The sequence below is a fragment of the Piscinibacter gummiphilus genome (assembly GCF_002116905.1).
Lineage (GTDB): Bacteria > Pseudomonadota > Gammaproteobacteria > Burkholderiales > Burkholderiaceae_C > Rhizobacter > Rhizobacter gummiphilus.
The window spans coordinates 6,247,901-6,273,807 of the sequence record NZ_CP015118.1; the positions used below are offsets into that span (position 1 = coordinate 6,247,901).

27 protein-coding genes are annotated in these 25,907 nt (G+C 71.6%); 9 read left to right on the plus strand and 18 right to left on the minus strand.

Annotation, left to right across the window (positions count from 1 at the left end; genetic code table 11):
* Positions 1-8 precede the first annotated feature (8 nt).
* The 16 genes from A4W93_RS28675 to A4W93_RS28750 are packed head-to-tail and all read right to left on the minus strand — an operon-like array spanning position 9 to position 14,496.
* Positions 9-845 carry a hypothetical protein gene (locus A4W93_RS28675; RefSeq protein WP_085753854.1) on the minus strand — a complete coding sequence of 279 codons (837 nt, stop codon included), beginning with the start codon at positions 843-845 and terminating at the stop codon, positions 9-11.
* Positions 845-1,465 carry a response regulator transcription factor gene (locus A4W93_RS28680; RefSeq protein ID WP_085753855.1) on the minus strand — a complete coding sequence of 207 codons (621 nt, stop codon included), beginning with the start codon at positions 1,463-1,465 and terminating at the stop codon, positions 845-847. Before A4W93_RS28680 ends, A4W93_RS28675 begins: the two co-directional genes overlap by 1 nt.
* Positions 1,462-2,523: a sensor histidine kinase gene (locus A4W93_RS28685; protein ID WP_085753856.1), complete on the minus strand. Its 1,062-nt coding sequence runs from the start codon at positions 2,521-2,523 to the stop codon at positions 1,462-1,464. Before A4W93_RS28685 ends, A4W93_RS28680 begins: the two co-directional genes overlap by 4 nt.
* Entirely contained in the window at positions 2,513-3,625 is a 1,113-nt protein-coding gene (locus A4W93_RS28690; protein ID WP_085753857.1) for a hypothetical protein, read from the minus strand. The genes A4W93_RS28685 and A4W93_RS28690 overlap by 11 nt, the downstream gene beginning before the upstream one ends.
* Positions 3,626-3,646: 21 nt before the next feature.
* Positions 3,647-4,216: a hypothetical protein gene (locus tag A4W93_RS28695; RefSeq protein ID WP_085753858.1), complete on the minus strand. Its 570-nt coding sequence runs from the start codon at positions 4,214-4,216 to the stop codon at positions 3,647-3,649.
* Positions 4,213-4,728, minus strand: coding sequence for a hypothetical protein (locus A4W93_RS28700; RefSeq protein WP_085753859.1), 516 nt, complete (start codon positions 4,726-4,728; stop codon positions 4,213-4,215). The genes A4W93_RS28695 and A4W93_RS28700 overlap by 4 nt, the downstream gene beginning before the upstream one ends.
* A 10-nt stretch (positions 4,729-4,738) precedes the next feature.
* Positions 4,739-6,064 (minus strand): FliI/YscN family ATPase, encoded by a 1,326-nt coding sequence (locus tag A4W93_RS28705; RefSeq protein WP_085753860.1) that lies wholly within the window; start codon positions 6,062-6,064, stop codon positions 4,739-4,741.
* On the minus strand, positions 6,064-6,702 hold the full coding sequence (locus tag A4W93_RS28710) for a FliH/SctL family protein (RefSeq protein ID WP_085753861.1): 639 nt from the start codon (positions 6,700-6,702) through the stop codon (positions 6,064-6,066). The genes A4W93_RS28705 and A4W93_RS28710 overlap by 1 nt, the downstream gene beginning before the upstream one ends.
* A complete protein-coding gene (locus A4W93_RS28715; protein ID WP_085753862.1) occupies positions 6,699-7,277 on the minus strand; it encodes a hypothetical protein in 579 nt (192 codons plus the stop codon). Before A4W93_RS28715 ends, A4W93_RS28710 begins: the two co-directional genes overlap by 4 nt.
* Positions 7,261-8,037 carry a type III secretion system inner membrane ring lipoprotein SctJ gene (gene sctJ / locus A4W93_RS28720; RefSeq protein WP_085753863.1) on the minus strand — a complete coding sequence of 259 codons (777 nt, stop codon included), beginning with the start codon at positions 8,035-8,037 and terminating at the stop codon, positions 7,261-7,263. The genes A4W93_RS28715 and sctJ overlap by 17 nt, the downstream gene beginning before the upstream one ends.
* A 6-nt stretch (positions 8,038-8,043) precedes the next feature.
* Complete coding sequence (locus tag A4W93_RS28725; protein WP_237357643.1) at positions 8,044-8,475, minus strand: hypothetical protein; 432 nt, start codon at positions 8,473-8,475, stop codon at positions 8,044-8,046.
* A gap of 13 nt (positions 8,476-8,488) precedes the next feature.
* Positions 8,489-8,788: a hypothetical protein gene (locus A4W93_RS28730; RefSeq protein ID WP_085753864.1), complete on the minus strand. Its 300-nt coding sequence runs from the start codon at positions 8,786-8,788 to the stop codon at positions 8,489-8,491.
* 40 nt (positions 8,789-8,828) lie between these two features.
* On the minus strand, positions 8,829-9,956 hold the full coding sequence (locus tag A4W93_RS28735) for a SctD/MshK family protein (protein WP_085753865.1): 1,128 nt from the start codon (positions 9,954-9,956) through the stop codon (positions 8,829-8,831).
* A complete protein-coding gene (gene sctC / locus A4W93_RS28740) occupies positions 9,953-11,827 on the minus strand; it encodes a type III secretion system outer membrane ring subunit SctC (protein ID WP_085753866.1) in 1,875 nt (624 codons plus the stop codon). Before sctC ends, A4W93_RS28735 begins: the two co-directional genes overlap by 4 nt.
* Positions 11,828-11,864: 37 nt before the next feature.
* Positions 11,865-13,829 (minus strand): FHIPEP family type III secretion protein, encoded by a 1,965-nt coding sequence (locus A4W93_RS28745; RefSeq protein WP_085753867.1) that lies wholly within the window; start codon positions 13,827-13,829, stop codon positions 11,865-11,867.
* Positions 13,830-13,842: 13 nt separating this feature from the next.
* A complete protein-coding gene (locus A4W93_RS28750; protein ID WP_157131796.1) occupies positions 13,843-14,496 on the minus strand; it encodes a lytic transglycosylase domain-containing protein in 654 nt (217 codons plus the stop codon).
* A gap of 476 nt (positions 14,497-14,972) precedes the next feature.
* Here A4W93_RS28750 and sctU point away from each other — a divergent pair, with 476 nt between their 5' ends.
* From sctU to A4W93_RS28790, 8 genes are all read left to right on the plus strand, one after another.
* Positions 14,973-16,163 (plus strand): type III secretion system export apparatus subunit SctU, encoded by a 1,191-nt coding sequence (gene sctU, locus A4W93_RS28755; RefSeq protein WP_085753869.1) that lies wholly within the window; start codon positions 14,973-14,975, stop codon positions 16,161-16,163.
* Between the two features lie 72 nt (positions 16,164-16,235).
* A complete protein-coding gene (locus tag A4W93_RS28760; RefSeq protein WP_085753870.1) occupies positions 16,236-16,961 on the plus strand; it encodes a C40 family peptidase in 726 nt (241 codons plus the stop codon).
* 125 nt (positions 16,962-17,086) lie between these two features.
* Positions 17,087-17,404, plus strand: coding sequence for a FliO/MopB family protein (locus A4W93_RS28765; RefSeq protein WP_157782244.1), 318 nt, complete (start codon positions 17,087-17,089; stop codon positions 17,402-17,404).
* A gap of 206 nt (positions 17,405-17,610) precedes the next feature.
* Complete coding sequence (locus tag A4W93_RS28770; protein WP_157131797.1) at positions 17,611-18,384, plus strand: hypothetical protein; 774 nt, start codon at positions 17,611-17,613, stop codon at positions 18,382-18,384.
* Between the two features lie 104 nt (positions 18,385-18,488).
* Positions 18,489-19,565: a PD40 domain-containing protein gene (locus tag A4W93_RS28775; protein ID WP_085753873.1), complete on the plus strand. Its 1,077-nt coding sequence runs from the start codon at positions 18,489-18,491 to the stop codon at positions 19,563-19,565.
* A gap of 294 nt (positions 19,566-19,859) precedes the next feature.
* Entirely contained in the window at positions 19,860-20,924 is a 1,065-nt protein-coding gene (locus A4W93_RS28780) for a WD40 repeat domain-containing protein (protein WP_157131817.1), read from the plus strand.
* A gap of 195 nt (positions 20,925-21,119) precedes the next feature.
* Positions 21,120-21,761 (plus strand): hypothetical protein, encoded by a 642-nt coding sequence (locus A4W93_RS28785; protein WP_085753875.1) that lies wholly within the window; start codon positions 21,120-21,122, stop codon positions 21,759-21,761.
* Positions 21,758-22,426, plus strand: a complete 669-nt coding sequence (locus A4W93_RS28790; protein WP_085753876.1) for a hypothetical protein — start codon at positions 21,758-21,760, stop codon at positions 22,424-22,426. The genes A4W93_RS28785 and A4W93_RS28790 overlap by 4 nt, the downstream gene beginning before the upstream one ends.
* Before the next feature lie 15 nt (positions 22,427-22,441).
* On the opposite strand, the gene A4W93_RS28795 is transcribed toward A4W93_RS28790, so the two are convergent.
* On the minus strand, positions 22,442-23,830 hold the full coding sequence (locus A4W93_RS28795; protein ID WP_157131798.1) for a PrsW family glutamic-type intramembrane protease: 1,389 nt from the start codon (positions 23,828-23,830) through the stop codon (positions 22,442-22,444).
* Positions 23,831-23,835: 5 nt separating this feature from the next.
* Positions 23,836-24,720 carry a DUF4339 domain-containing protein gene (locus A4W93_RS28800; protein ID WP_169726600.1) on the minus strand — a complete coding sequence of 295 codons (885 nt, stop codon included), beginning with the start codon at positions 24,718-24,720 and terminating at the stop codon, positions 23,836-23,838.
* A 252-nt stretch (positions 24,721-24,972) separates the two neighbouring features.
* Here A4W93_RS28800 and A4W93_RS28805 point away from each other — a divergent pair, with 252 nt between their 5' ends.
* On the plus strand, positions 24,973-25,824 hold the full coding sequence (locus A4W93_RS28805) for a DUF1521 domain-containing protein (RefSeq protein ID WP_085753879.1): 852 nt from the start codon (positions 24,973-24,975) through the stop codon (positions 25,822-25,824).
* The last annotated feature ends 83 nt before the right edge of the window (positions 25,825-25,907 follow it).

Below are 25,907 nucleotides of genomic sequence, written 5' to 3' on the forward strand. Positions count from 1 at the left end.
GGCGGGAATCAGGCGAGCGAGATGTCGGGTTCGATGGGGGCGGGCTCGAAGGTGCACAGCACCTCCTGCACCTGCACGCCGAAGCCCGAGCCCACGGGAATGAGCTGCCCCGCGGCGAGCGGCTGCAGGTCGTGCAGCGGCGAGGCCTGCAGCACGATGGCGCCGGGCCCCGACAGCGTGGGCGTGTCGAGCAGCGGCGGCCGGCCACCGGCCCGCCAGCCGAAGAGGTCGTGCGGACGGGCCATCACCGGCTGCGCGAAGCGCACGGCGGCGAGGTCGTTGGCCGGGTGGTCGCCGTCGTCGCCGGTGGCGGTGACGCCCAGGCGCCCGCGTGTCTCGTGCAGCCGCGCGAGGAAGGCGCCGCCCTGGCCGCTGACCGGCTGCAGGCAGCCGTGCCAAGTCGACGAGAACGAGGCCGGCAGCAGCAGCACCGCGCCGGGTTCGAGGTTGCGCAGGTCCTCGGCGGACAGCGGCAGCGTATCGAGCAGCAGCTCGCACACCACGGGCCGCCACGTCCAGCCGGCCAGCGCCTCCGGCGGCGGCACGCGCCGCGCGGCCAGCGCGGTGAGCGGCAGGTGCACGTCGACCCCGATCTCCTCGTTCGACAGCACGGCGTGCTGGTTGAACATCAGCGATTCGCCGAACGCGTCGGTGGCGCCGGACACCGGCTCCGGCAGCAGGCCGGCCCCCAGCCAGTCCTCCAGCACGGGGAGCCAGGCCTCGGCCGCGGCGAGCGCACGGGCCGCCTCGAACAGCGCGCGGCCGGGCGCCGGTTCCACGGCGGGCAGGCTCAGGCCCACGACGCTGTCGGGCAAGCGGGCACGGAACAACAGGCGCACCGGCATCACGACACCTTCCCCGTGAACATCAGGCGGCTCAGCTCGAGCACCGAACGCGCCTGCAGCTTCGTCATCGCGTTCTTGCGGTGCAGTTCGACCGTCTTGATGCTGATGCCCAGCAGGTCGGCGATCACCTTGTTGAGCTTGCCCTTGACCACCCAGTCGATCACCTCGCGCTCGCGCGCGGTCAGGCGCGCCATGCGCGTCGAGAACTCGGCGTCGGCCGGGGCCGCGCCCGGCGCGTCCGGCTCACCCTCCACCGGCTCGAAAGCCAGCGCCAGCGCGGACTCCAGGGCCTCGTCCGCGAACGGCTTCTCGATGAAGGTCACCGCGCCCTTGCGCATGGCCTCCACCGCGAGCGGCACGTCGCCGTGACCGGTCATGTAGACGACGGGGATGCGCACGCCGCGGCGGCGCAGCGTGTCGTGCACCTCGAGGCCGGACATCGCGGGCATGCGCACGTCCAGCAGCAGGCAGGCGCCGGGCCGCGGCGCGGCGAGCACCTCGAGCGCGCGGTGCGGATCGTCGAAACACTCCACGTCGTACCCGGCCCCTTCCAGCCACCACACGGCGGACTGCAGGAACTCGGTGTTGTCGTCGACGATGTAGACGGTGCGGGCGTTCATGGGGTCTTCTCCTTCTTGATCGCGGAAACCTCGTTCGCGGACATCAGCGGCAGCGCGGCGTGGAACGACGTGCCCGGGCCGTCGTTCCGCGTGAACCACAACCGCCCCTGGTGCAGTTCGACGAACGAGCGGCAGATGTTCAAGCCGATGCCGGTGCCGGTGGGTTTGGTGGACACGAACGGCACGAAGAGCGTCTGCTCGGCCTCCTCGCTGATGCCGCTGCCGCTGTCGCACACGGTGGCCTCGACCTGCGAGCCCTCGACGCGCACGGACAGGTCGAGCCGGCGCGTGCCGGGGGCGTTGCCACGCATCGCGTCGATCGCGTTGCGCATCAGGTTGACGAACAGCTGCTGCAGCATCGTCTCGTCGGCGAGGATCCACAGCGGCTCGGCCGGTGCCTGCAGGTCGACCCGCACGCCTTCGCGTTCGGTCTCCCAGTCGAGCAGGCCCACGCAGGCGCGCAGCAGCGCGGCCACGTCGATGGGCGTGCGCTTCGGCGTGTGCGAGTGCGTGTACTCGCGGATGCGGGCGATCACGCGGGACGCGAACAGCACCTGCTCGGTGGCGCGCTGCAGCGCCTGCAGCAGGCCGTTGCGCCCGTCGGCGTCGAGGTCGCCGCGCTGCAGCCGCATCACCGAGCCGCGCAGCAGGTTCGCCGCCGCGCCGATCGGCTGGTTGATCTCGTGGGCGAGCGTCGTGGCCATCTCGCCGATGGACAGCAGCCGCGACGTGAACAGCAGCTGCTCGCGGTCCTCCAGGTGGCGCTGGCGCGCCTGCGCCTCGCCGTGGCGGTCGTCGAGGCGCAGCACCACACGACCGTCGTCCAGCGCGATGCGGCGGGCTTCGAGCGGACGGCCTTCGCAGGCGACGGTGCGCACGGCGGCGTCGCCGTCGAGCAGCGCCTGCAGGCCGCCGAGGCGGCGGCACAGGTCGGCGACGGAGTCGTCGCGGCCGCCCGCGAGGCGTTCGAACGACGGCGCGCGCCACAGCACGCGGCCCTGCGCGAGGTCGAGGGTGGCGGCGCACACGCCCAGGGCGTCGAGCGTCTCAGGCGACATGGCCGATCTCCGGTCGCACCGCGGTCCGTGCCGTCCACGGCCGCGTGCCGACGGCCACGCGCAGGCTCCACTGCGGCTCCAGCGCGCGCCACAGGCGCGTGGTGTCGCGCACGCGCACGCACACCTGCGCCCCGGCGCCGGCCGAAAGGGCCTGGCTGCCGAGGCACACGGCCACGTCGCGCGCCGCCTCGTCACCCGGACGCGGCGCGAGGTGGTGCTGGTGATCGGCGGACCGGGACTTCACGAGGTGCGCGCACCACCAGGTCTCGGGCACCGGCACACGCGCCCACCACAGCTCGCCGCCCAGGCGCAGCGCGCGGCCGCCCGTGGGCAGCGGCCACAGCACGTCCACGTGGGCCGGGGTCTTCGGTCCGGGCAGCAGCGTGGACGGTGTGACCAGCACGACCCGCCGCTGGCGGCGCAGTTCGCCGAGCACCTCGTCGGCGACCGGCGACTCGCCGGTCAGCTGCTGCAGCCGCGCGACGATGCGCGCGTACAGCGTGGCGTCGCCGCTCGTGGCGGGCAGCGGCGTGATCACGGGCTCGGACGCCTCGGCAGGAGGCTCGTCGTCCTCGCGCCCCTCGCCTCCGCCGTCCTCGTCGGCATCGGCGTCGAGGGCCAGGCGCCCCCGCTCCACCGCGGGCGACGCGTCCGTGCGGGTGCGGAACTCGGGGACCGCCACATGCAGCAGCGAGGCCACGGCCACCGTGGCCGGCAGGTCGGCCGGCAGGGGGGCGGCTCCGGCGTCGGCGGGTGCGCCGGCCTCGACGGCCGCCTCGTGGCGCGGGGCCGCGTTCGCCTCCACGGTCGCGGGTGCGGGTCCGTCCGGGCGCGGCGTGCCCTGCACCGCCTGCGCCATCAGCGCGAGGGTCGGGGACGTGTACTCGTGCCCGCCATCGACCTGCGCCTCGGGCAGGGTCGTGGCCGCCTCCGGCGCGATGCCGAGCGCGGCCACGCCGTTCGTGCGCGGGTCGCCCAGGCCGCCCGATTGCGCGCCGAGGGTCAGCGCCTCCAGCGGGCTCTTCGGTGTCTCCTGCGGCGGCAGCTCGGGCAGTTCGAGCAGCGCACGCATCGCCACCGGGGAGATCGACAGGTCGCTCATGCGTGGGGTCCGGTCCGGCGGTCAGCGGCCCGTGTCGTCGCGGCCGTCCACGCGCACGTGCGACACGCCGCGCGCGCCCAGCCGGCGCTGCAGCTGCGGCAGGTGGCGGTCGAGCAGCGCGGCGTGTTCGGCCCCGGTGACGACGGCGACGGTCACGCCGCCAGGCCCGAGCGCCTGCACGTCGACCGACGACAGCCAGCGCGGCGCCGCCGGGTCGATCACCTGGAAGCGCGTGGCCTCGCCCGGCGCCACGGCGGGCGCCTGCAGCTGCCGGGCCCAGGCGGCCTGAGACGGGTCGGGCAAGGCCGCCACGACGGACGGGGCCGGTTCGACCACGGTCGCGCGCAGCGGCGCGGCGGGGTGGGCGTCGGCGCGTTCGAGCGGGGTGAGGCCCGTGTCGTCCTCGGCCGGCTCGGCGCGCGGCACCTCGAACACCGTGGGCGGCAGGACCCCCGCGGCCTCCGGCCTCGACTCACGCGCCTCGAGCAGCTGCTCGAACGCCTCGCGTTCCCGCTTCGGCGCGGGGCGCTGCGGCGGGCGTTCGGCCGGCCGGGAGGAACTGGTGTCGGAGGAAGGGGCAGACGGTTTCATCGCGAAGTCCGGGCGAGCGGGTGGAAGGGGGTGCCGCGGCGGGTGTCCTCGGCTTCGGATTCGGCCGCGCGTTCGCGGGACAGGCCCACCGCGGCGCGGCTGCGGGCGAGGGCGTCCGACACGGCATCGCGCCGCACCTGTTCGCGCTGCCATTCGCCCTGGCGTTCGCGCAGCGCGGACAGTTCGTCCGCGAGCGTTTCCTGGCGGTCGATCAGGTCGTACTCGGCGCGGTCGCGGTTGTCGTCGAGGTCTTCGCGGAACGCGGCATCGAGCGCCTGGAAGCGGGGCAGCGACGCCGCGCCTTCGCCGACGCGGTGCAGCGCGTGCCGCCGCACCCGCTCGCGTTCGGCCTCGATGCGCCGGGCCTGCGCCTCGACTTCGGCCCGGGCCTCGTCGCACGCGCGGCGCTGCGCGAACACGCGGCGCTCGGCCGCCTCGGCGCGGGCCTGGCGCAGGCGCTGCAGCTGGGCGAGGTCGGCCGGGGAGCCGAGGGTGCGGTCGGAGGTCTTCATCGAACGGCGCTCACGTGGCCAGGGCCTGCAGCTGGGCGAGGGTGGTGTCGTACGCGGACGCCTCGTCGGCCGGCTGGCGCAGCAGCGCGTGGATGGCCGGCAGCTTCGCGATGGCCTCGTCGGCGAGGGTGTCGCTGCCCGCCTTGTACTCGCCCACCTGCAGCAGGAACCGCACCTCGGCGTGTTTGGCCATCAGCGCGCGCACGTGGCCGGCGGCCTCGCGGTGCGCGGGCGTGGCCACGCGCGTGAAGGTGCGGCTCACGCTCGCCAGCACGTCGATGGCGGGGTAGTGGTTCGCCTGGCCGAGCTGGCGCGAGAGCACCAGGTGGCCGTCGAGGATGGACCGTACTTCCTCGGCCACCGGATCGGCGCTGTCCTCGTCCTCCAGCAGCACCGTGTAGAAGGCCGTGATGCTGCCGCGGCCGTCGTTGCCGGCACGTTCGAACAGGCGCGGCAGTTCGGCGAACACCGACGGCGGGAAGCCGCGGCGCACCGGCGGTTCGCCGATCGACAGGCCGATCTCGCGCAGCGCGCGGGCGTGCCGCGTGACCGAGTCCATCAGCAGCATGACGCGGGCGCCGCGCGCGCGGAAGCCTTCGGCGATGGCCGTGGCCGCGAGCGCCGCGCGGGCGCGTTCCATCGCCGGCCGGTCGGACGTGGAGACGATCAGCACCGAGCGCGCGAGGCCCTCGGGCCCGAGGCTGTCCTCGATGAACTCGCGCACCTCGCGCCCGCGTTCGCCGATCAACGCGATCACGTTGACGTCCGCCGTGGCCTGGCGTGCGAGCATGCCCAGCAGCGTGGACTTGCCGCCACCCGCCGCCGCGAACACCCCGAGTCGCTGGCCCACGCCCACGGTCAGCAGGCTGTCGACGGCGCGGATGCCGGTGACGAAGGTCTCGCCGATGGCCGGCCGGTCGAGCGCGGGCGGCGCCTCGGCGTGCAGCGGCGCGGTGTCGAGGCCCGCGGGCAGCGGGCGCCCGTCGAGCGGGTGGCCGAAGGCGTCGAGCACGCGGCCCTTGAGGCCGTCCCCCACGAGCATCGATCCGCCGTCGTGCATCACCTCCACCTCGGCGTCGAGCGTGACGCCGTGCAGCGGCGCGAGCGGCACCAGCAGCGCGTGGCCGTCGGCGAACCCCACCACCTCGGCGGGCACCGCCGCGCCGGACGCCGGGTCGACGATGCGGCACTGCTGGCCGATGCGCGCGGGGATGCCGGTCACGCGCAGCATCGTGCCGAACGCCTGCACGACCCGCCCGCGCTGGTGCACGGGGCGGGCCTTCTGCAGCATGTGCAGCGACTGGCGCAGGTGTTCGTCGAACGAGGCGATGGTCATCAGGCCGTCTCGGTGTCGCGTTCGATGTCGCGTTCGGGCAGGCCCAGCGCGCGGCCGATGGCGGCCAGCTGCGAATCGAGGCTCACCACGTGCTGGCCGGTCACGCTGTCGATCACGCAGTCGAAGGCCCCCAGCGTCTCGTCGGCCCGCACGTCGGCGGACAGGCCCAGCTTCGCGAGGCGTTCGCGCGTGGCCTCCATGGCCTCGGGGCCCACGCGCACGCGGGTGGACCGCTGCGGCAGCAGCTCGATCACGGCCTGCTCGACGAGCTTCGGCACCACCTCCGACGCGCCGAGCGACGAGGCGAGCTTCTGCACCACGGCCAGCGCCAGCGCACCCACCGCGTCGCGCGCGGCCTGCTGCTGCACCTGCTGGTCGCGCGTGATGCGGGCAACGACCTCGGTCAGGCGTTCGGCCGCGACCCGTTCGCCGTCGCGCCGGCCCTGTTCGAAGCCGGCCTCCTGCGCCTGGGCCAGCGCCTGGGCCACGCGCGCGCGCTCGTGTTCGAGCAGGGACGTGAGCGCCTGGGCGCACTGGATGGCCGACGTGAAGTCGCCCACCTCCGCGGCCGGCACCACGAGCCGGTTGGTGGCCACCTGCAGCGAGCGGCGGCCATGCAGCACGGTGTAGCGGCTCATCGCACGGCCTCCGAATCCTTGCCCGCGATGCCGAGCGCCAGCCGCACGAGCCGCAGCGCCACGGACACCGGCACGGCCCGCGCGTCGGCGGCGGTCGACCGCAGGTCGAGCACGCGGTGCACCGTGGCCTGCACGCGCGGGTCGGCGACGCTCGCCACCAGCAGCGTGCCACCCCAGGCGTGCAGCGTGTCGCGTTCGGCGCGCGCGTCCTGCGGCCAGGTGGGGGCCTGCATCGGCAGGCCCGGCACCGCGAGCACCTGCTCCAGCGCGTCGGCGCCCACCAGCGCGCGCACGCGGATCAGCAGACCGGCGTCGAGGCACACGCGCAGCGCCGGCGCGGCGAACAGCGCGCCGCACAGCAGCGCCAGCCGCTCCAGTTCGGCCGGCGTGCCCACGGCCCAGCCGGGCACCGCGGACAGCGTCTCCCACGTGAACGACGGCAACGTCCCGGCCTCGTCGCCCCACACTTCATCGAACCAGGTGGCCACGCGCACGTTCCAGGCGCGCGTGCGCCGCGCCTCGTCGGGCGTGACCACGGGCCGCAGCGCGAGGGTGGTGTCAGCCGCGCGCCGCATCGACACCTCCACGATCGTTCTGCACCAGCACCAGCGCCTCGCCGCGCCCGGCCTGCCGGCGGCGCCAGCCCCACACGCCCGCGCTGCCCAGCAGCAGCAGGCCGCCGAAGCCCGCGACCGCCTGCAGCGACGTGGACAGCGGGTCGGTGGCCAGCCCCGGGCGTGGCGCCGGCACGGTCTCGGCCGGGAACAGCGCGACGGTGACGTTGTCGTAGGGCAGACCCTCGACCCCGTTGACCACCAGCGCCTTCATCTGGTTGACTTGCCCCGTGAGGTCACGCCCCGCGCGGTGCTTGATGAACACCGAGGCCGAGGCCGGGTGGGGTTTGTCGGTGAGCGGGTCCTTCTCGGGCACTGCGAGGTGCACGCGTGCGACCACGACCCCGTCGATGGTCTGCAGCGTGTTCGCGAGTTCCTGCGACAGCGCGTAGGTCAGCCGCGCACGCTCCTCGACCGGCGACGACACGAACCCCTCCTTCTTGAACACCTGGCCCACGCTGTCGAAGTTGCCGCGCGGGTAGCCATTGGCATGCAGCAGTTCGATGGCGCGCCCGAAGTCGGCCGACGGCGACGTGATCGCGAAGTTGGCCGCGTCGCGGTGTTCCTTGCGGGCGTCGATGCCGGCGCCCTGCAGCAGCGCGACCATCTCGTTGGCCTGCCGTTCCGAGACCTGGCCGTAGAGTTCCTGGCGCATGCAGCCGGCGAGCAGCAACGCGGCACCGAACACGGCCAGGCGGCGGAGGAATGTGTCGAGGCGCATGGTCGGTCAGGACTGCTGGCGGAAGAGCTGCTGCAGGCCATCGGACGCGCGGTTGGCCACGTTCGAGGTCAGCTGGCAATGGAACATGAACTCCTGGCAACGCACCGACAGCATCACCATCTCGCCGGGCGTCATCGCGCTGCCGGCCGACACGGCGCGGGTCGCGAATTCCGAGAGCGACGCGGCCTCGTTGTTGACGTACTCGAGCGGCCTGGCCATGGCCTGCAGCGCCTCGTTCGGGGCACGCACGGGCTGGCCCTCGAGCCGGCTCTGCGACGCGGACAGCGCATGCTCGAAGCGGCCCAGGTCCGTGAAGGACAGGCCGTAGCCGGCCTGCAGGCCGGCGCCGGACATCGCGGACACCGGCCCCGGGCCGGCGACACCGCCGCCCAGGCCGAGCACCGGGCTCGCGGCCACCATCGAAGGATCGACGTTCATCGCGGCCTCCCGCTCACTGCTTGCGGGCCATCGTCTCGAGCGCGCTGCCGACGCTGGAGAGCGCGGTGTGCGAGCTGTTCGACAGGAAGCTCATCTTGAGCGACTCGGCCGACAGCGCCGTGATGGCCGCGGGCTTGTCGTTGCCGTTGCTGATGTCCTCGGACATCGATTCGATGGAGGTCGCGGTCTTGTCGAGCGTCTGGCCCCAGGCCTCGGCCATCGCCTCGAACCAGTTGTCGGACTTGCCCTGCTTGCTGCTGTTGGTGGAGGGGGCCGCGGCGACCATCGAGAGGGGGTTGATCGTGTTGCTCATGGGAGATCTCCTGCTGGGTTTCGTGGGAGGGAGGGGAGGGTCAGAAGCGCAGCGTCGAGATGACGCCGTCCTTGTCGAGCAGGACTTCCTGCTCGGTGATCGAGGCGAGGCGGTGGCCGCTCGGCAGCAGCGCCCCGACGAAATAGCGCGTGCCGTCGACGGTCACGACGTAGGGAGAGTCGCCCGGCACGATGGAGGCGACCCGCTTGCCGGGGTCGTCCGCCACCGGCGCGTTGTCGGGCGGGGCGGCGGGGCGTTCGTTCTCGACGGCGAGGCCGCGCAGGCCGGGCACGTCGCGCCGCGCGCTGGCCTCGGCGCGGGCCAGTTGCGACAGGTCGGCCACGCGCGTGGCGACACGCACCACCCCCACGTCGGCGAGCGACGTGGCCGGGGTGGTCTCGGCCACCACGCCGTTCATGCGGAACACCTCGCGCACCGCGGCCGCCAGTTGTTCGGCGACCCGCACCTCGACCACGGGCGACAGGTCGGCGCCGGCCAGCTGCGCGTCGAGGCGCTGGCGGTCCGCGAACGTCAGCACGTCGCCGGTCACGCGGAGGCCTTCGCCCGCCGCCGCCACGCGCAGGCCGCGGAACTCGGGCACGGCCAGCAGGCGTTCCAGCCGCTGCGACGGGCTCTCGGCCACCACCTTCGGCGGCGTGACGAGGCTCGCGAACGCGAGCAGGCCCGTGGCGACGAGCGCCAGCGCGCCACCGCCGATCGCCAGCCACGCCTCGAGGCGGCGGCGCGGGCGGGGCACGACGGCAGGGGCCGGTGCCTCGGGAGCAGGGGCTTCGGCCGGCGCGGCCGGCGGCTGCGGCGACAGCGCGAGGGCCAGCGCGTCGTCCCACCGGACGCCGTCCTCGGCGCCCACGGCCAGCACGGTGTCGCCCAGACGCACCGGCGCATAGAGCGGCCAGTCGGCGAACGCCGGCGCCACGAGCAGCATCCCGTTGAACTCGACCTCACCGGCCAGCACCTCGAGCCGCACGTCGTACGGCCGCACGTGCAGGCGCACGCGCTGCTGCGCGACACGCGGGTCGCGCAACACGACCTGGCAGCCCGCCGCGTCGAGGCTGCCCACGTCCACGCGGCCGCCGGCGGCCAGCGCGATGCGCGCGCCGGCCTGCGGCCCCGTGAGGACGCGCAGCTCGAGCGGCGACGGGTTCATCGGCGCGCTCCGGTGGAGGCCACCACACTGCCGCGCGGGCACCACGTGGGCGTGCAGGCGCCCGACGACTCACCCGGAACGGGCGGCGGCGGGGCGGCGGGCGCCGGGGCCGACGGCACCGCGGGCGGCGGGGTCACGGGTGCCGGCCCCATCGCCGCCGACCGGCGCTGCGACAGGCGCGGCGAGATCAGGAACATGCGTTCGGTGCGGCCACCGCTCTCGCGCTGCGTCTTGAACAGGTGGCCGATGACGGGGATGTCGCCCAGCAGCGGGATCTTCTCGACGCCGCTGTCCGAGGCCTCGCGCGTCAGGCCGCCGATCAGCAGGCTTTCGCCCTCGTAGATCAGCGCCTGCGTGTTGATCGACGAACGCGCCACGATCGGCAGCGCGTCCACGCGCTCCGACGACAGCGAACCGTCCTCCAGGTTCACGAGCAGCTTGATGCGCACGCCCTGCGTGTCCTTGAAGACGTGGGGCGTCACCCGCAGCAGCGTGCCGGCCGACACGTTGAAGAGGTCCACCTCCTCGCGCCCGGCCACGCGCACGTAGAAGGTCTGGCTGCTGTCGAACACGGCCTCGACGTTGGAGAGGGTCACCACCTGCGGGCTCGAGACGACCTTGGCCGCGCCTTCGGTCTGCAGCGCGCTGATGCGGGCGACGAACTGCTGCGCGTTGCCGAGCACCGCGGAGATCACGCCGCCCTGCGCGATGGGCGTGATGGCGGAGCCGACGATCGAGCCGCCCGGCTGCAGCAGCAGGTCCGACGCGTCGCCCTTGCCGAACAGCACCGAGCTCTTCTCGATGTTGCCGCGCCAGTTGATGCCGAGCTCGCGCATCTTGTCGGTGTTGATGTCGATGATCGTGGCCTCGATCTCGAGCGACTGCGGCTCGACGTCGAGCGACTGCACGAGCTGCTCGTAGTACGGCAGCCGTTCCGGCGCATCCCGCACGATGATCGCGTTGAGCCGCGTGTCGGCCTCGATGCGCACCTGCTGCAGGTCGCCCAGCACGAGCCCGTTGCCACCCACGGCGCCGCCGGCCGCCGCGCCGCCGTACGCGGCCATCAGCACGTCGGCCGTGCCGGGCTGCGCGTTCGCGTCGGGCAGGCCCAGCACCGGCTGGTTGGGGTTGCGGCCGAGGCCCTGGCCCTTGAGCTTCGGCTGCGTCGGACGCAGCAGCTGCTCCTGCTGGCCGAGCATCGCGGGGCTGCGCGGCGACGAGGTCACGAGCGAACGCACGATGCTCGCGACCCCCGGCACGATGATCTGGCGCCCCGAGAACGCCACCGTGACGTCGTGCGCCCACGCGTAGCGCAGGTAGAAGACCTTGAAGCCCATCGGCGGCTGCACGACCTGGCTCACCTGGCTCGCGCGGGTGAGTTCCTCCACCTGCTCGATGAAGCGGCGCGTGCCGCTCGCGATCACCGCGCCGTCACGCGTGGTGCGCAGCGTGTTGCGCGCGTCGGCGAGGCGCATCTCGCCGGCCGCGCGCAGCACCTTGTCGGCCACGGCCGGCGTGGTGGGCAGCGTGCGCGCGCCCATCTCGCCCGCGGTGTAGACGTGCATCACGGCGCCGTCGTAGTACATGACGAGGCCGAACGCCCGCGAGATGCTGCGCGCGATGCCCTCGGCCTCGCCGTTGAAGGTGCCGTTGACGGCGCCCTTGACGGCGGGCGACACCGACACGGGCACGTCGATCAGCCCGAACAGGTCCTGCAGGAACGCGGCGATGGGTTGCTCGCGCGCGGCGAGCTGCACCTTGCGGTCGGCGTACGGCGGGGGCGCGGCCAGGGCCGCGGTGGCGCAGACGGACACCAGCAGCACGGCGGCCAGGCGGCGGAACGACGGGAAGACGGGGGCAAAGGAAGGCATCGCGGGATCTCGTGGAGAGCGGTGGGGCGGACCCCGGTCAGGCGGCTTCGAGCAGCGCCGTGGCGGGCGCACCGACACGGTCGGCGACGTCCAGGCGCAACGACGGCATCAGCTCGTGGTACGACAGCACCGGCACGTCGAAGCAGTCGAGTTCGATCAGCTTGCGCACGTGGCGGCGGAGGTCGACGGTGGTCACGACGGCGGCCACCCCATGGGTCTCGACGCTCTGGCGGATCAGGTCGATCACCTGGCGCGCCACCTGCGGGTCGATGGCCAGCTGCTGGACACCACCGTTGGTGCGCAGCGCCTGGCGCAGCAGCTCCTCCAGGTCGGGCAGCAGCAGCGTCGCCCGCAGCAGGCCGTCGGGTGCGTAGCGGTGGCTGATGTGGCGCTTGAGCGCGATGCGCGCGAACTCGGCGAGCGTGAACACGTCCTTCTCGCGCTGGCCCGCCTCGGCGAGCGCCTCGAGCATGTCGCGCATGTGGCGCACCGAGACCTCCTCCTCGACGAGGCGGCGGAAGATGTCGGCCAGGCGCTGCATCGGGATCACGCGCAGCACTTCCTTCACGGCCTCGGGGTAATCGAGCGAGGCCCGCGTCAGCAGCGCGCTGGCCTCCTGGATGCCGAGGAACAGCATGGTGTGGCGGCGCAGCGCCTCGCGCACGGCACCGGCCAGTTCCGCCGGCACGTCGCCCTGCGGCACCTCGCCGCGGGCCACCGGCACTTCGAAGGCGTGCAGCTGCCAGCCGTCGCCCCCGTCGGCACGCGCGTGGATGCTGATGCGCGGCAGCGCGAGGCCCAGCGACAGCTGGAAGTGCTCCAGCACCGCCTCGAGCGACCGCGTGAGCGCGGCGCCCTGGTCGTTGCCCAGCGCGCGCGGCGGCAGCTCGAGCAGCAGCGGCACGGCGGGGTGGGGCGTGGGCAGCGCGGTGGCGAGCACGCCCGGGGGCGCTTCCTTGCGCTTGACGACGGCCTCGAACGCCGGCCCGGAGGCCTTTGCCATGCGCTGGCGCAGCACCGGCGTCATCAGCGCGCCGCCACCGCCCAGCACCACCGCCATCACGAGGAACGTCACCGCCGGGAAGCCCGGCACCAGCGCGAACAGGGCGCAGATGCCGCCGGCCACCAGCAGCACGCGAGGCTTCGCGGTGAACTGCTTGCGCATCGCGTCGCCCAGGTGCTTGTCCTCGGCGTCCGACGTGCGCGTGACGATCAGGCCGGCCGACATCGCCGCGAGCAGCGCGGGAATCTGCGAGACCATGCCGTCGCCGATCGTCAGCACGGAGTACTTCGTCATCGCATGGCCCATGTCCATGCCCTGCTGCAGCACACCCACCGCGAGGCCGCCGAGCAGGTTGATCACGATGATGACGATGCCCGCGATGGCATCACCCTTGACGAACTTCATCGCGCCGTCGAGGTTGCCGTGCAGCTTGCTTTCCATCTCCAGCTCACGGCGCTTGCGCTTGGCCTCGTCCTTGTCGATGAGGCCCGAGCGCAGGTCGGAGTCGATGGACAGCTGCTTGCCCGGCATCGCGTCGAGCGAGAACCGCGCGGCCACCTCGGCGACCCGCTCCGCGCCCTTCGCGATCACGATGAACTGCACCACCGTGATGATCAGGAACACCACCAGGCCCACGACGAGGTTGCCGCCGGCCACCGTCTTGCCGAAGGTGTCGATGATGTGGCCCGCGTCGCCGTGCAGCAGGATCATCCGCGTGGTGGCGATGGCGAGCGAGAGGCGGAACAGCGTGCTCACGAGCAACACGCTCGGGAACACCGAAAACTCGAGCGGCGAGCCGATGTAGATCGCCATCAGCAGCAGCATCACGCCCATCGCGAGGTTCACGGCGACGAGCAGGTCGATGACGAACAGCGGCAGCGGCAACACCATCAGCGCCACGATGGCGATGACACCGGCCACGAGCACGAGGTCGCTGTAACGCGAGAGCGTCCCCTCGGGGCGCAGCGACGCGGACTGGAAATACGCGGAAAGGCTCATCCCGGTGCTCCCGTCAGAGCATCGGGCGCGCCGGCGCCGGGGTGGCACCGGCGTCGCGCAGGCTCAGCAGCGCGCGGTAATGCGCCATCACGTCGCGCACGTAGCCCTGCGTCTCCTTGTACGGCGGCACCTGGCGGCCGTACTTCTCGACGGCGCCTTCGCCGGCGTTGTACGCGGCGATCACGAGCGTGAGGTTGTTGTCGAAGCGCCGCTGCAGCGTCTTGAGGTACGCCGAGCTGACCTCGAGGCTGATCTTCGGGTCGTGCAGCTGCGCCTTCGGGGACGTGACCCCGAAGCGGCGCGCCGTGGCCGGCATCACCTGCATCAGGCCCAGCGCCCCGGCGTGCGACACGGCGTCCGGGTTGTGGCGCGACTCGACGTGGGCGATGGCGTGCAGCAGCAGCGGGTCGATGCGGAAGCGCGCGGCGACGTCGCTGATTTGCGGCACGAGCGACAGTGCGCGGGCCGACGCCTCGCGGCTCACGCCCCGGATCGGGCGGCCGGCCACGGGCGCGGACGACCGGATGACCGAGGCCGTCGGTGCGGCGACCGGCGGCGACGCCCGGACCGGTTCCGGCAAGGCGGCCTCCGGCGTCCGGACCGCCGGCCGGTCGTACAGCCAGAGCTGTTCGGCGTACCGGGACGTGTCGGGGGAACGCGGTGCCACGGCCGTCGACGTTCCTTCATCCGTCACGCAAAATTCGCGAGCGAGCGCAAACTTGGTGGCCACCGTGGGGGCCTGCAGCGCGGCTGCCATCCCCCCGGGTCCACAGGCCTGGACCGCCGGGCTGAACATTGCAATCACCGCAACAACTACCGTGAATAGGGGGGACGTCGTTGCGTCTCCCGGGTTGATCCATCCGCCGAACATCGGAACTCCCTTGGGGGTTTTGCCCTCCCGAACCGCACTGCGTCGGTTTCGATGCCGGGATGTTGCAGGGCCGAACCGTCCGATTCGTGACGTGGATCACGACCGTTTGTAAGTCGACGTTACGAGCCGGCTGTCACAAACGGAGGGGGCCCAATAAAGGGGCGAGACCTGTCATCGATGTAAGCGGGCGTTACGCCTCAAACTAGGGGTGGGGGTGGCCGGGCGCGCTTTTCGGGCACGCTTTGCGCGTTTTTGAACAGCCCAGGACCCCCATGGCCGACAGCAACGACGGTGGCGACAAGACCGAAAAGCCGACCGAGAAACGGCTGAAGGACGCGCGCAAGAAAGGCGACGTCCCGAAAAGCAAGGAGATCACGAGCACGTTGACGCTGCTCGTGTGGCTGGCGCTCGGCGCCCTCGCGATCCCCCTCGTGGGGCAGCGCGTGGTCGCGCTGACCGACCGCGTGATCGACGCCGTCGTGCAGCCGTTTTCGTTTTCGGCCCCGGCGATGGGGTGGCTTGCGCTCGAGACGGTGCTGTGGGCCACCGGGTTGCTGCTCGTGCCGGTGATCGTGGTCGGGTTGCTCGTCGAGTTCCTGCAGGCCGGCCCGGTGTTCGCGATGGACAAGCTCAAGCCGAAGGCCGAGCACCTGAACCCCGCGGCCGGGATCAAGCGGATGTTCAGCATGGACAACGTCGTCGAGGTGCTGAAGGCCGTCGCGAAGACCGCGCTGCTGTTCGCGATCGGCTGGCTCGTGCTGCGTTCGCTGATGCCGCAGTTCGCGCTGCTGTCGACCGCGCCCCCCGGCGCGATCGGCGATGCGATCTGGGCGCTGAGCCTGCGGCTGCTCGCATGGACGCTCGGGGTCTTCGCGCTCGTCAGCGTGCTCGACATCGTCTGGCAGCGCCACAGCTTCACGAAGAAGAACCGCATGAGCCTGCGCGACATCCGGCAGGAGATGAAGGAATCCGAAGGCGACCCGCACATCAAGGCCCACCGCCGCCAGACCCACCAGGAGTGGTCGCAGCGCAATGCCGCGAACGCCGCAGCGCAGGCCAACGTGCTGCTCGTGAACCCGACCCACGTCGCCATCGCGATCGACTACGACCGCGAGACCTGCCCCGTGCCCACGATCTCGGCCAAGGGCGAGGACGACACGGCGCGTGCGATGCGCGAAGCCGCCGAGGCGGCGGGCGTGCCGATCGTGCGCAACATCCCGCTCGCCCGCGACCTGCTCGCGCGCGGCGAGGAGGGCGAGGTGATCCCGCGCGACACGTTCGAGGTGATGGCCGAGGTCATCCTGTGGGCGCGCGAGGTGCGCGAGCAGGTCGAGTCCCACCACGACCCGCTGAAGACACGGCCCCGCGAACCCGGTGCCCGGGCGCGGCGCAAGGCGCCCGGCGAAGACCTCACGCGATACCCCGACGACATGCGCCCCGACGCCCCCTCGGGTGCACCCTAGCCAGGGTCGGCGACAGATCGACGGGGCGGCCCGCGGCCCCTAAGGTGCGGACTTCGCCCAGGAGTCCCCACCATGTCCGCGATCAGCAGCACCCGTTCGTCCCCCGCCGGTCCCTCGACCTCGGCCGACACCCCGCCGTCGTCGGTGCGCATCGACCGGGGCGACACGCTCTCGGGCCTGGCCCGCGAACACGGCACCACGGTGCAGGCGCTGCTCGACGCGAACCCGCAGATCCGCAACCCGGACCTGATCATCGCCGGCGAACGCCTGAACCTGCCCGGCCGCGGTACCACGCGCCCGCAAGGTCCCGCCGCTGAAAGCGGCGCGACGCTCGCGCAGCTCGGCCGCCAGCTGGGCAGCGATGCGGGCGGCTGGATGGCCATCGCCCGCGGCGAGACCGGCCAGCGCGAGATCGCGGGCAGCCGCCACAACGCGCGCATCGTCGAGTACCACCAGACCACTTCGCTGCGGTCGCGGTCCGACGAGACGCCCTGGTGCGCCTCGTTCGTCAACTGGTCGCTGGAGAAGGCCGGCCACCGCGGTACCGACAGCGCCGCGGCCATCAGCTGGGCGTCATGGGGCGATCGGGTCAACGGCCTCGGCAACGCCCACAACGGCGACGTGGTCGTCATCCGCAACAAGGCCTCGGGTCAGAACCATGTGGGCTTTTTTGTGTCCGGTGGTGACGGCCGGGTCACCCTCCTGGGGGGCAACCAGAGCAACCAGGTGAAGGAGTCGAGCTTCGGTCTCGGCACCTATGACATCGTGGCCGTGCGCCGCCCTCCGGCCCACCCCTGAATCCCGTCGCGGCAGGGATGCCGCGCTCCGTCCTCCCTCGGTCAACCCCTAGGTTGCAAGCCACCCGGGTGTGGCATTTGTCACGGACGGTGGGGAAGAATGCTCAGCCGTTCCCCGACCGAGCCATGGACAACTTCTCGTCGCAACTCCTCAGCACGCTGCTCGCACTGGCCTTCGTGGGCCTGCTCGCGTGGGTGAGCCTCGCGATGCTCAAGCGGCTCCAGCAGGGCCGCCTGCTTCCCGGTTCCCGCCCCGACGCCGACGAGCTGCGTTTCGTGCGCGCCTTGCCCGTGGGTGCGAAGGAGCGCGTCGTGGTCATGCAGTACCGCGGCGAGGAATGGGTGCTCGGCGTGACGGGAGGCGGCATCTCGCTGCTGTCGCGCGAACCCCTGCGCGCCACGTCGTCCGACGAGGTGGCTCATCCAGTGAGCCCGCGCGCATGAACACGCCCCACGTCCGCTTCGACTTCACCGCTGGGGCGCACCCTAGCTATCGCACGCACCAGCTTACGAAAGAAGGACCCTCCGCCTTTAATTCATTCCGTCGACTCTGCAGTACGCGATCGGCAACGGTGGCGAGTGAGTTGCAGGGGGGCCCCGCAACGTCGGGCGCCTCATATCAACGGAATTGAACTGAACAGGAGAGAAACATGTCTGGAGCTCTGAACAGCGTGGTGGGTGGTCTGGGTGGCGGCCAAGGCGGCGGCCTCCTCAGCAGCATCGGCGGCATCGTCGGTGGCATCTTCGGCGGCCCGATCGGCGCGGCCATCGGCGGTGCGATCGGGAATCTGGTCCAGGACGCCGTCGGCCAGGCCGCGAACAACACCGTCGACCACCTGCAGAAGGAAAGCGGCATGCCGCCATTCCTCGCGAAGGAAGTCAAGAACGCGATCAAGGAAGCCATCGCCGAGTCCAAGGACAAGAACGTCTCGCCGGATGCCAAGCACTGCGTCGACAACGACAAGGGCGTGCAGGACTGGTGCAAGGACTTCATCGACGAGCTCACCAAGACGATGATCAAGAACGTCAAGGACGAACTCGACAAGAAGGACGGCTGCGGCCAGTCCAGCGAAGGTGGCTCGAAGCAAGGCGCCAAGTCGTGGCTGCAGGCCCTGGCCGAAGGCATGGGCAAGACCCTGGGCCAGAAGGCCTCGAAGATGGTCGAGCTGTCCCAGAAGATGGGTGACCTGTCCGACAAGCAGGCTGCCAATGCCACCAAGGCCGCCGACGGCGCCAAGAACGAAACCTCGGCCGAGCAGAAGCAGGCCGACGCCCAGCAGGCCCAGGCCGATGCCGCGGCATTCACCAAGACCCAGACCGAACTCCAAGGCGTGTCGCAGGAGTTCAGCCTGTTGCAAAGCGCGTTCTCGAACGCCCTCAAGTCCATCGGCGAAGGTCTCAGCCAGATGGGCCGCAAGGGCTGACGTTGCCGCGATCGCCCCGGTGCCTTCGGGCACCACGGCATCGGCGCCACCAGGCGCCGGTGCCTTTTTCGTTTCATTCGGCAGTCAGAAAGGAACTCTTCGCCATGAACAAGCTTCAACGCATGTCCGCCATCGCAGGCCTCGCACTCGCCGTCTGTGCCCTGGTCGGTTGTGGCGGAGGTGGTGGCGGAGACCCGGCCGTCGACACGACGCCGCCGCCGGCCGGTGGCGGCAACGCCGTCAACCCTGGCTTGACCGGATCCATCTACATGACCCCGGTCGCCTCTCTGGACCTGCTGCGCGTCGACGCCGCAACGGGCGCCAGCACACCGGTGGTGCGGGCCCCCAGCAACAAGCACCTGCTCTACGTCTCGCCGGACGGCAGCCGTTACGCCCAGGTGGTCCACGACAGCGTGGTGGGCCAGGAGAACTCCGAGTACATGGTGCTCGAGGTCTACGACACCGCCACGAAGAATCGCCTGTTCAAGCTCGAATTCGATGGCTTCGCCAACAACTTCGGGTTCTCGCCCGACAACCGCTTCCTGGCCGCCATCCGCTACCCCAACCGCGTGGGCGAACTGAACCTGGCCGAGTCCGGGCTGGCCATCCTCGACCTCGCCGATCCCGCGAACCCCACGACGGTCGTCAACTTCTCGCGCACCGGCAAGAACGTGGTGTTCGGCTACGACTGGCTTCCCAACAACCAGTTCGTCTACCTGCGCGGTGACCGCAGCATCGTGACCGGCAGCGCCCTGGTGGCCGGCGGCAACGAGACGGTGAAGGGCACCGTCGACGTGCCGGCCGGACTCTTCATCGGCCGCACCATCAATGCCAGCCCCGACGGCACCCAGCTCCTCGTGAACTTCAACTGGGAAGACGGTGTCACGCAGTTCGACGTGTGGGTGACGGCCGCCGACGGGAGCGGCTCGCAACGGTTCTCGACCGGCAAGTACGGCGGTGGGGCATCCTGGTCGCCCGACGGCAAGTACATCGTGCTGTCCACCGACGCGGGGTTCTACTCGCAGGGAGGCGCCAGCACCGCCTACTGCAAGCGCTGGTACGCACCGTCCACGGCCCGCAACGTGTACGAGGGCAGCCCCGAGTCGCGCCAGGTCCAGTACCTCGAAAGCGGCAAGGCGGCCGTGATGCCGTGCCGTGCCGGCGCGACCTACCTGAACTGAGCGGCAATCGAGTTTCCGCCCCCACGCCCGTGTGCCTCATGGCGGGGTGAAGTGGCGGCGGCGATGACGGAGGGGACCGTCCGGCGCTGAAGCCTTCCCGGCCCTGCCACGGTGCCGCGAAGCGGCACCTCGCGCAGCAGCGACCTGCGTCGCCGATTTTTTTGTGTCGCCCATGTCAAAGGTCCCGTTCGCCATGAAGAACCACAGCGACTGCCAACGCCCGGCCGCCATCCGACGGCGAGCTGACGCGCCCCCCTTCTCGCCATCCAACCCTCCATGAACAAACTTCAATGCATGTCCGCCATCGCAGGCCTGGGACTGGCCGTCAGTGTCTTGCTGGGATGCGGTGGAGGCGGGGGCGGCGAACCGGTGGGCGGTCCGGGAGGCGGTGGCGGCGTGACAACCGGCGCCGGGCTGAACCCGGGCCTGACAGGCTCATTCTGGCTGCGGCCCACCGACACCCCGTCCTACCGCCGCATCAACGCGAACACCGGCGTCGAATCGACGGTCATCACACGCGACGCCGCCAACCAGTCCATCACGTTCTCGCCCGACGGCACGCGCTACGCGGTGTCGTGGCACGACACCGAAACCGGCGTGGAGAACTCCGACTACATGAGCGTGGAGGTGCGCGACACCGCCACGAAGGCCGTCGTGTCCGAGTTCCTGCTCGAGGGCTACACCACCGCCTTCCGATTCTCGAAGGACAACCGCTACCTGGCGATGGTGCAGTACCCCGACCTCGCGGCGAACAACACACTCTCGCGCAGCGGCCTGCTGATCGTCGACCTCGCCACGCCGGCCGACCCGAAGCTCGCCGTGGACTTCTCGAACACCGGCACCGCCGTCGTCTACGACTTCGACTGGCTGTCCGCCGACGCGTACGTCTACACCCGCGGCGACCGCAAGGTGATCACCGGATCGGCCTCGGCGAACGGCCGCAACGAACGCGAACTGGGCACGTTGGCCGTGCCGGCGGGCTTCAGCTTGCGTCGTTCGCTGGCCGCGAGTCCCGACGGCCAGCAGCTGGCCATCCAGCTGGGCTGGAACGACGGCGGCATCACGAAGTTCGACATCTGGATCGCAAGCCTCGACGGCACGCGGGTCGAGCGCTTCTCCAACGGCGACTTCGGTGAGAACGCCGGCTGGTCTCCCGACGGCAGATACCTCGTGCTGCGCACCAACGCCGGCGCCGTGTCCATCCCGGGCATCGGCACCGGCTACTGCAAGCGCTGGTACGCCGCGGCCACCGACCGCAACGTCGACGAGGACAGCCCGGGTTCGCGGCCGGTGCAGTACGTGAGCGGCGGCGCGGCGAAGCCGCTGGAGTGTTTCTCGACCGTCAGCTACCTGCAGTGATCGGCACGTTCGGCGTCCGCCGCCCAGGTGCCGCGCCGCGGCACCCGGACAAGGTGACGGCCTCGTCGAGCGAACGTGGCTGGAAGCAAGGCGCCAAGTCGTGGCTGCAGGCCCTGGCCGAAGGCATGGGCAAGACCCTGGGCCAGAAGGCTTCGCTACGATGAGCGACCGGCAAGGCACCTTCGAGCCCGCGCCATGAGACTGCCCTTCCAGCGCCACCCGCTGCTGCGCCGGGTCGAGGCCGAACCGCCCCCGTGGGCTTCGGGCCTCGGCGACTCCGAACTCGCAGCCCTTCGGGCCAGCCGCTCCCGCCGGCTCGCCCGGCTGGGCGAGCTGCTGCGGCCCGCGGGCATCGACCTCGGCGGTGAGCCGCTGGCCGCGGTGCAGGCCCTCGATCACTGGACCCGAACCACCTGGCCCGGCCTGATCCGCCGCGCCTGGGTGCGGCCCGGCACCGAGCCGTGGACCGGCTGGCAGCGGGCCACCGGCGAGCAGGCCGCGGCGTACACCCACGCGGTGGACGTGGCCGTGGCCCTCGGCGAACTGGCCCTGCGCGCCGCGCCGTCCTTCGCGTGGGGCGTGGACCGGTACGACGACCACGTGGCCGACGGCGGCCCCTTCGTCGGCCGCGCCGTGCTGCTCGACCCCACCTTGCCCGACGACGCGGCAGCCCCGCCCGTGTGTTCGCCCATCGACCTCGTGGTCATGCGCTTCGAGGCCACGGGCCATCGCGACTTCCCCGATCCGCCGTTCGTGGAGGGGTTGCGCCCCGTGTGGTGGCGCGACCACCGCAGCCTCTACGCGGGGCCCGGCGCGCTCGAATCGACGGTCCCGTGAAACACTGGTTCGACTGGCTGGCGCGGCGCGGGATCCCTCCGCGGTCCCGGCTGCGGGAGCGCCTGCACGGCTACCCGTCCCACGACACGCCCCACGCCGGCCCGTCGTTCCGCTGGACCGATGCCCAGGCCCGCGAGAACCTGTCGCACCTGCTCGCGGTTCGCGAGCAGCGCCTCGCCCACCTCGTCACCTGGCTCGACGCCGAGGGCATCGACGCGCGGCCGGTGCTGGACGGCGGCGAATGGAAGCCCGTGCTCGAGGCCCTGCACCGGTGGGCCAACGACACCTGGCCCGCCGCGCACGACCCGCGCATCGGCAGCCATGGCGTGTGGGACCGCACCTCGTACCGCGGCGACGAAGTCGTGTACGCGCTGACCTTCGACCTCGCGCTGCTGATCGGCGAAGCGGTGATCCGGCGCGACCCGCGCTACCGCTGGGATGTGAACTTCGACGAGGTGGACGGCCGCGACGGCATGGCGAGCTACCGCCGCGTGGTGCTGTGCGCCGACGACCCCGATTCGCCCCGCGGGGCGCCCTGGACCGAGGACGTCGAGGGCCTGGTCGTGCACCGCTACCTGCACCCGACGTGGGTGTCGGACCGTCTGCTCAACAGCTGGGCACAGCTGGTGCAGGAGTGCCTGGACCGGACGGCCGACCCGCGCTGAAACCGCACCCGGGCGTCACGCGGTGGGCGTGCCCACCGACTGCTGCTCACGCCGCACCTGGCCCAGCCCGTCCTGCACGAGCGACAGCGCGATCATCCACGCGACGACGCCCAGCAGCACGTACTTCGTGAGCCCCGGGCCGATCGAGAACGGCGCGTTCCAGATCGCATGGCACACCACTGCCGTCACGAACAGGCCGAGGAAACGCCGTTCCGCGAGCAGGGTGCCGTGGTACGACAGGGCGCCCTTCACGCGCCACAGCGCACCGGCGGTGATCGCCGTCCACACCACGTGCCCGAACGGGGAGAGGCCGCCGCGCAGCAGGATGATGTTGTCCATCGCGCCGAAGCCGCCCTTGACCAGCTGCACGAAGGCGTACCCCGCGGATTCGAAGGCCGCGAAGCCCGCGCCCACGGCGGCACCGAACAGCAGCCCGTTGAGCGTGTAGCGGTAGCGCACCGAACTCAGCGACCGCGTGGCGAACACGACGGCGGCCAGCTTGCCGGTCTCCTCGATGAGCCCGGCCGCCGAAGCGCCGATCAGGCTGCTCACGTCCTTGCCCAGCTTGAACAGCACGAGCGAGATGACCAGCGACCACGCACCGCCCAGCAGCACCAGCTTCGCCACCAGCAGCAGCGAGACGTTGCGCGGTGCGTTCAGCTCGTAGAACAGCAGCACCACCGTCATCGGCACGACGAACGAGCCGATGACCATCGTGCCCGGCACGAGGTTGTCGTTGGCGAAGTAGCGGTAGCCGGCCCAGAACATCACGAACAGGAAGGCCGACAGCAGGAACAGGCGCGCGAACATCCACGGCCGGGGCCAGTCGCACGAGACGTCGGTGACGAGCGGCGTGGTGCGCAGCGTGCCGGCCATCAGGTGGTCCTCGATCTCGGCCGGGGTGCGGCGCTTGAAGACCTCGTCGAACAGCGCGCCGATGCTGAAGCCGCGCACCGCCGGCAGGCCCGCGAGGCCGGCCACCGAACGCGCGGTGGCGCCGAGGGCGTCGTCGTGGTCGCTGTCGTGCTGGCTGGGCGCACGCACCGGCAGCGCGGGCAGGGCCGCGCCGCAGTCGCCGCAGAAGCGCGCCAGCGGCGCATTGGTGTGCGTGCAGGCGGGGCACACGCGTTCGGGTGCGGCGACAGCAGCCGGCCGCACCACGGGCGGGGCGGCCTCGCGCAATTCGCTGTGCCAGCCTGCACGGCGGATGTCCTGCTGCAGGCGCAGCGCCTCGGCGCGGTCGGCGGTGCGCGCCAGCACCGGCCGCGGATGCGACCACAGCGCGGCGAGGTCGTCGGCCGTGCGGCGCGTGACCGTGGCGAGGTGGGCGAGGGCCGCGTCGCGCAGCGCCTCGGGCAGGTCGGCCGGCGTGTTGACCAGCACCAGTTCGCAAGGGGCGTTCATGGTGTTCACCTCGTCTGCTGCGCGTAGCGGAACATCGCGGCCCGGCCGTCCGCGAACATCACGATGGTGGCGTCGTCGGGGCCGCGGGTCTCGGGGTTCAGCGTGGCGTTCTGGAAGACGTGGACCACCACGCCCTGCTCGTTGTGCCGGGCGGCCGGCGTGCCCACCATGACCTCGGCCTCGGCGGGCGTGCGGCCCCGCAGCGCCGCCTCGAACGCGGCACGGGGCAACGGCAGCGGGAGGCGGGCGACGGCGCCGCCTGCGGCGGGTTCGGTCGCCGGCGCGCCGCGGCGCTTCAGCGGCTGGACCGGAGGAGCGGGTTCGGGCGCCGCCTCACGCGGTGCGGGCGCAGGAGCCTCCGGTGCGGGCCGCCCGCCACGCTGCTGCTGCGCCTCGATCGCGACGAGCACGGTCAGCACCGCGATGAGGGGTGCCGCGATGGCCGCCGCGATGGACCACCGCCGCTGCGCCTGCCGGAAGGCGTTCAGGCTCGGCCAGCCGCCGCGCCGCCACGCGAGTTCGCGGCCGTGGAACAGCAGCCAGAGGCTCACGAGCTGGCCCAGGCCGGGGATCAGCGCCAGCAGGCCGATCCACACGCGGTTGCCCACGGCCCAGAACGGCGCGATCACGAAGCCGGCCCAGCTCAGCCCTCGAACGCCGTCGGGCAGCTCGACGCGGCGCGCGAGGTCGGTGAACTCGGGCGGGGTGATGGCGGCGATGCGCTCCTTGAGCTGTGCGATCACCGTGCCCACCGGGGTCCAGTCGATCAGGCCTTCGGTCCACGCCAGCGCGTCGGCCGGCAAGGTGCCTTCGGCGAGGAACCGTTCGGTTTCCTCGAAGGTGTAGGGGCCGGCCGCGCGGGTGCCGTGCCGGATGAGCAGGTTCGCCATTCGTCGTTGTCCTCTCCCTGGGTCCCGTGGCCGCTGTGTGTCGGTCTCGCGGGACGAGGGCAGTCTACGGCAGCGCCTCGACAGGGCCATCCCCAAAAGGTGTGCGGTGGTGACCGGGTGCCTGGGGTGCGCCCCAGCTAGGGTGCTTCACAGCTATCGCACGTCCCATCTGGCAGGGAAGGGCCGCTCCGGCTGAAATCCCATCCGCAGCACATCCCCCCTCGTCCAACAATCTTTTCAAGGGAGAGCCTCATGACCATCCAGGCCCAGTACAACGCCAGCATCGCCATCGGCGGCTGCCAGCCGCCGCGTTGCGCCGACCCGTCGAACCCGACCAACGCCAGCACGTCGATGCAGGGTGGCAAGGCTGTGTTCGAGAACGACAACTACCGCATCACCGCCGACGACAACAACACCGTCAACATCTTCAACAAGAAGACCGGCGAAACGTACGAAGCGTGGGGCGACCCCCACATGAACATCGACGGCAAGCACGAGTTCGACTTCTGGGGCACCACCTCCTTCCAGCTGGAAGACGGCACCAAGGTGACGATCAACACCACCCCGTGGGACAAGGACCCGAACGCCACGCTGTCGTCGAAGGTCACCATCACGAACGGCGACTACGGCGTGCAGATCAGCGGCGTGGACAGCAACACCACGGGCGACCTGAAGATCGACGAAGCCAAGGGCTGGGGCCGCACGCTCGACGCCGTGGTGAGCGACGGCAACACGCTGCACGAGAATCCGGCCGGCAAGGGCTTCGTGGCCGTGGACGACTGTGGCCGTGTCCGCAAGGTGGACCAGCAGTACATCAACGAGACCGACCTGAAGAAGGGCGGCGCGCTGGTGGACAAGCACAAGGACGCCTTCGCGCGCCTCAGCTCGCTGATCAGCATCTTCTTCCACGGCGGCTTCTGCAACGGCTCGAACCCGAAGCCGCCGCACGACGACGGCGGCAACGACTGCCGCCCGCGGCCGCGCCCGCGGCCCGGGTGCCGCGACGACGACCTGTTCACGATCATGCCGGTGCGCCCGCGTGAGCCGTCGCCGATGTTCCCGGACCTCTCGATCCGGCTGTCGCTGACGCTCACGCGCTTCTGACACGGCGAGGGCGAACGCCCCGGGGAGACACACCGGCCCTCGCGGGCCGGCCCGAATGCAAAAGGCCTCGCAGCGATGCGAGG

Bases quoted from the DNA above. Each gene is read 5' to 3' on its own strand.
- A4W93_RS28675 (WP_085753854.1), bottom strand. From the start codon at position 845: ATGCCGGTGCGCCTGTTGTTCCGTGCCCGCTTGCCCGACAGCGTCGTG.
- A4W93_RS28680 (WP_085753855.1), bottom strand. From the start codon at position 1,465: ATGAACGCCCGCACCGTCTACATCGTCGACGACAACACCGAGTTCCTG.
- A4W93_RS28685 (WP_085753856.1), bottom strand. From the start codon at position 2,523: ATGTCGCCTGAGACGCTCGACGCCCTGGGCGTGTGCGCCGCCACCCTC.
- A4W93_RS28690 (WP_085753857.1), bottom strand. From the start codon at position 3,625: ATGAGCGACCTGTCGATCTCCCCGGTGGCGATGCGTGCGCTGCTCGAA.
- A4W93_RS28695 (WP_085753858.1), bottom strand. From the start codon at position 4,216: ATGAAACCGTCTGCCCCTTCCTCCGACACCAGTTCCTCCCGGCCGGCC.
- A4W93_RS28700 (WP_085753859.1), bottom strand. From the start codon at position 4,728: ATGAAGACCTCCGACCGCACCCTCGGCTCCCCGGCCGACCTCGCCCAG.
- A4W93_RS28705 (WP_085753860.1), bottom strand. From the start codon at position 6,064: ATGACCATCGCCTCGTTCGACGAACACCTGCGCCAGTCGCTGCACATG.
- A4W93_RS28710 (WP_085753861.1), bottom strand. From the start codon at position 6,702: ATGAGCCGCTACACCGTGCTGCATGGCCGCCGCTCGCTGCAGGTGGCC.
- A4W93_RS28715 (WP_085753862.1), bottom strand. From the start codon at position 7,277: ATGCGGCGCGCGGCTGACACCACCCTCGCGCTGCGGCCCGTGGTCACG.
- sctJ (WP_085753863.1), bottom strand. From the start codon at position 8,037: ATGCGCCTCGACACATTCCTCCGCCGCCTGGCCGTGTTCGGTGCCGCG.
- A4W93_RS28725 (WP_237357643.1), bottom strand. From the start codon at position 8,475: ATGAACGTCGATCCTTCGATGGTGGCCGCGAGCCCGGTGCTCGGCCTG.
- A4W93_RS28730 (WP_085753864.1), bottom strand. From the start codon at position 8,788: ATGAGCAACACGATCAACCCCCTCTCGATGGTCGCCGCGGCCCCCTCC.
- A4W93_RS28735 (WP_085753865.1), bottom strand. From the start codon at position 9,956: ATGAACCCGTCGCCGCTCGAGCTGCGCGTCCTCACGGGGCCGCAGGCC.
- sctC (WP_085753866.1), bottom strand. From the start codon at position 11,827: ATGCCTTCCTTTGCCCCCGTCTTCCCGTCGTTCCGCCGCCTGGCCGCC.
- A4W93_RS28745 (WP_085753867.1), bottom strand. From the start codon at position 13,829: ATGAGCCTTTCCGCGTATTTCCAGTCCGCGTCGCTGCGCCCCGAGGGG.
- sctU (WP_085753869.1), top strand. From the start codon at position 14,973: ATGGCCGACAGCAACGACGGTGGCGACAAGACCGAAAAGCCGACCGAG.
- A4W93_RS28760 (WP_085753870.1), top strand. From the start codon at position 16,236: ATGTCCGCGATCAGCAGCACCCGTTCGTCCCCCGCCGGTCCCTCGACC.
- A4W93_RS28765 (WP_157782244.1), top strand. From the start codon at position 17,087: ATGGACAACTTCTCGTCGCAACTCCTCAGCACGCTGCTCGCACTGGCC.
- A4W93_RS28770 (WP_157131797.1), top strand. From the start codon at position 17,611: ATGTCTGGAGCTCTGAACAGCGTGGTGGGTGGTCTGGGTGGCGGCCAA.
- A4W93_RS28775 (WP_085753873.1), top strand. From the start codon at position 18,489: ATGAACAAGCTTCAACGCATGTCCGCCATCGCAGGCCTCGCACTCGCC.
- A4W93_RS28780 (WP_157131817.1), top strand. From the start codon at position 19,860: ATGTCCGCCATCGCAGGCCTGGGACTGGCCGTCAGTGTCTTGCTGGGA.
- A4W93_RS28785 (WP_085753875.1), top strand. From the start codon at position 21,120: ATGAGACTGCCCTTCCAGCGCCACCCGCTGCTGCGCCGGGTCGAGGCC.
- A4W93_RS28795 (WP_157131798.1), bottom strand. From the start codon at position 23,830: ATGAACGCCCCTTGCGAACTGGTGCTGGTCAACACGCCGGCCGACCTG.
- A4W93_RS28800 (WP_169726600.1), bottom strand. From the start codon at position 24,720: ATGGCGAACCTGCTCATCCGGCACGGCACCCGCGCGGCCGGCCCCTAC.
- A4W93_RS28805 (WP_085753879.1), top strand. From the start codon at position 24,973: ATGACCATCCAGGCCCAGTACAACGCCAGCATCGCCATCGGCGGCTGC.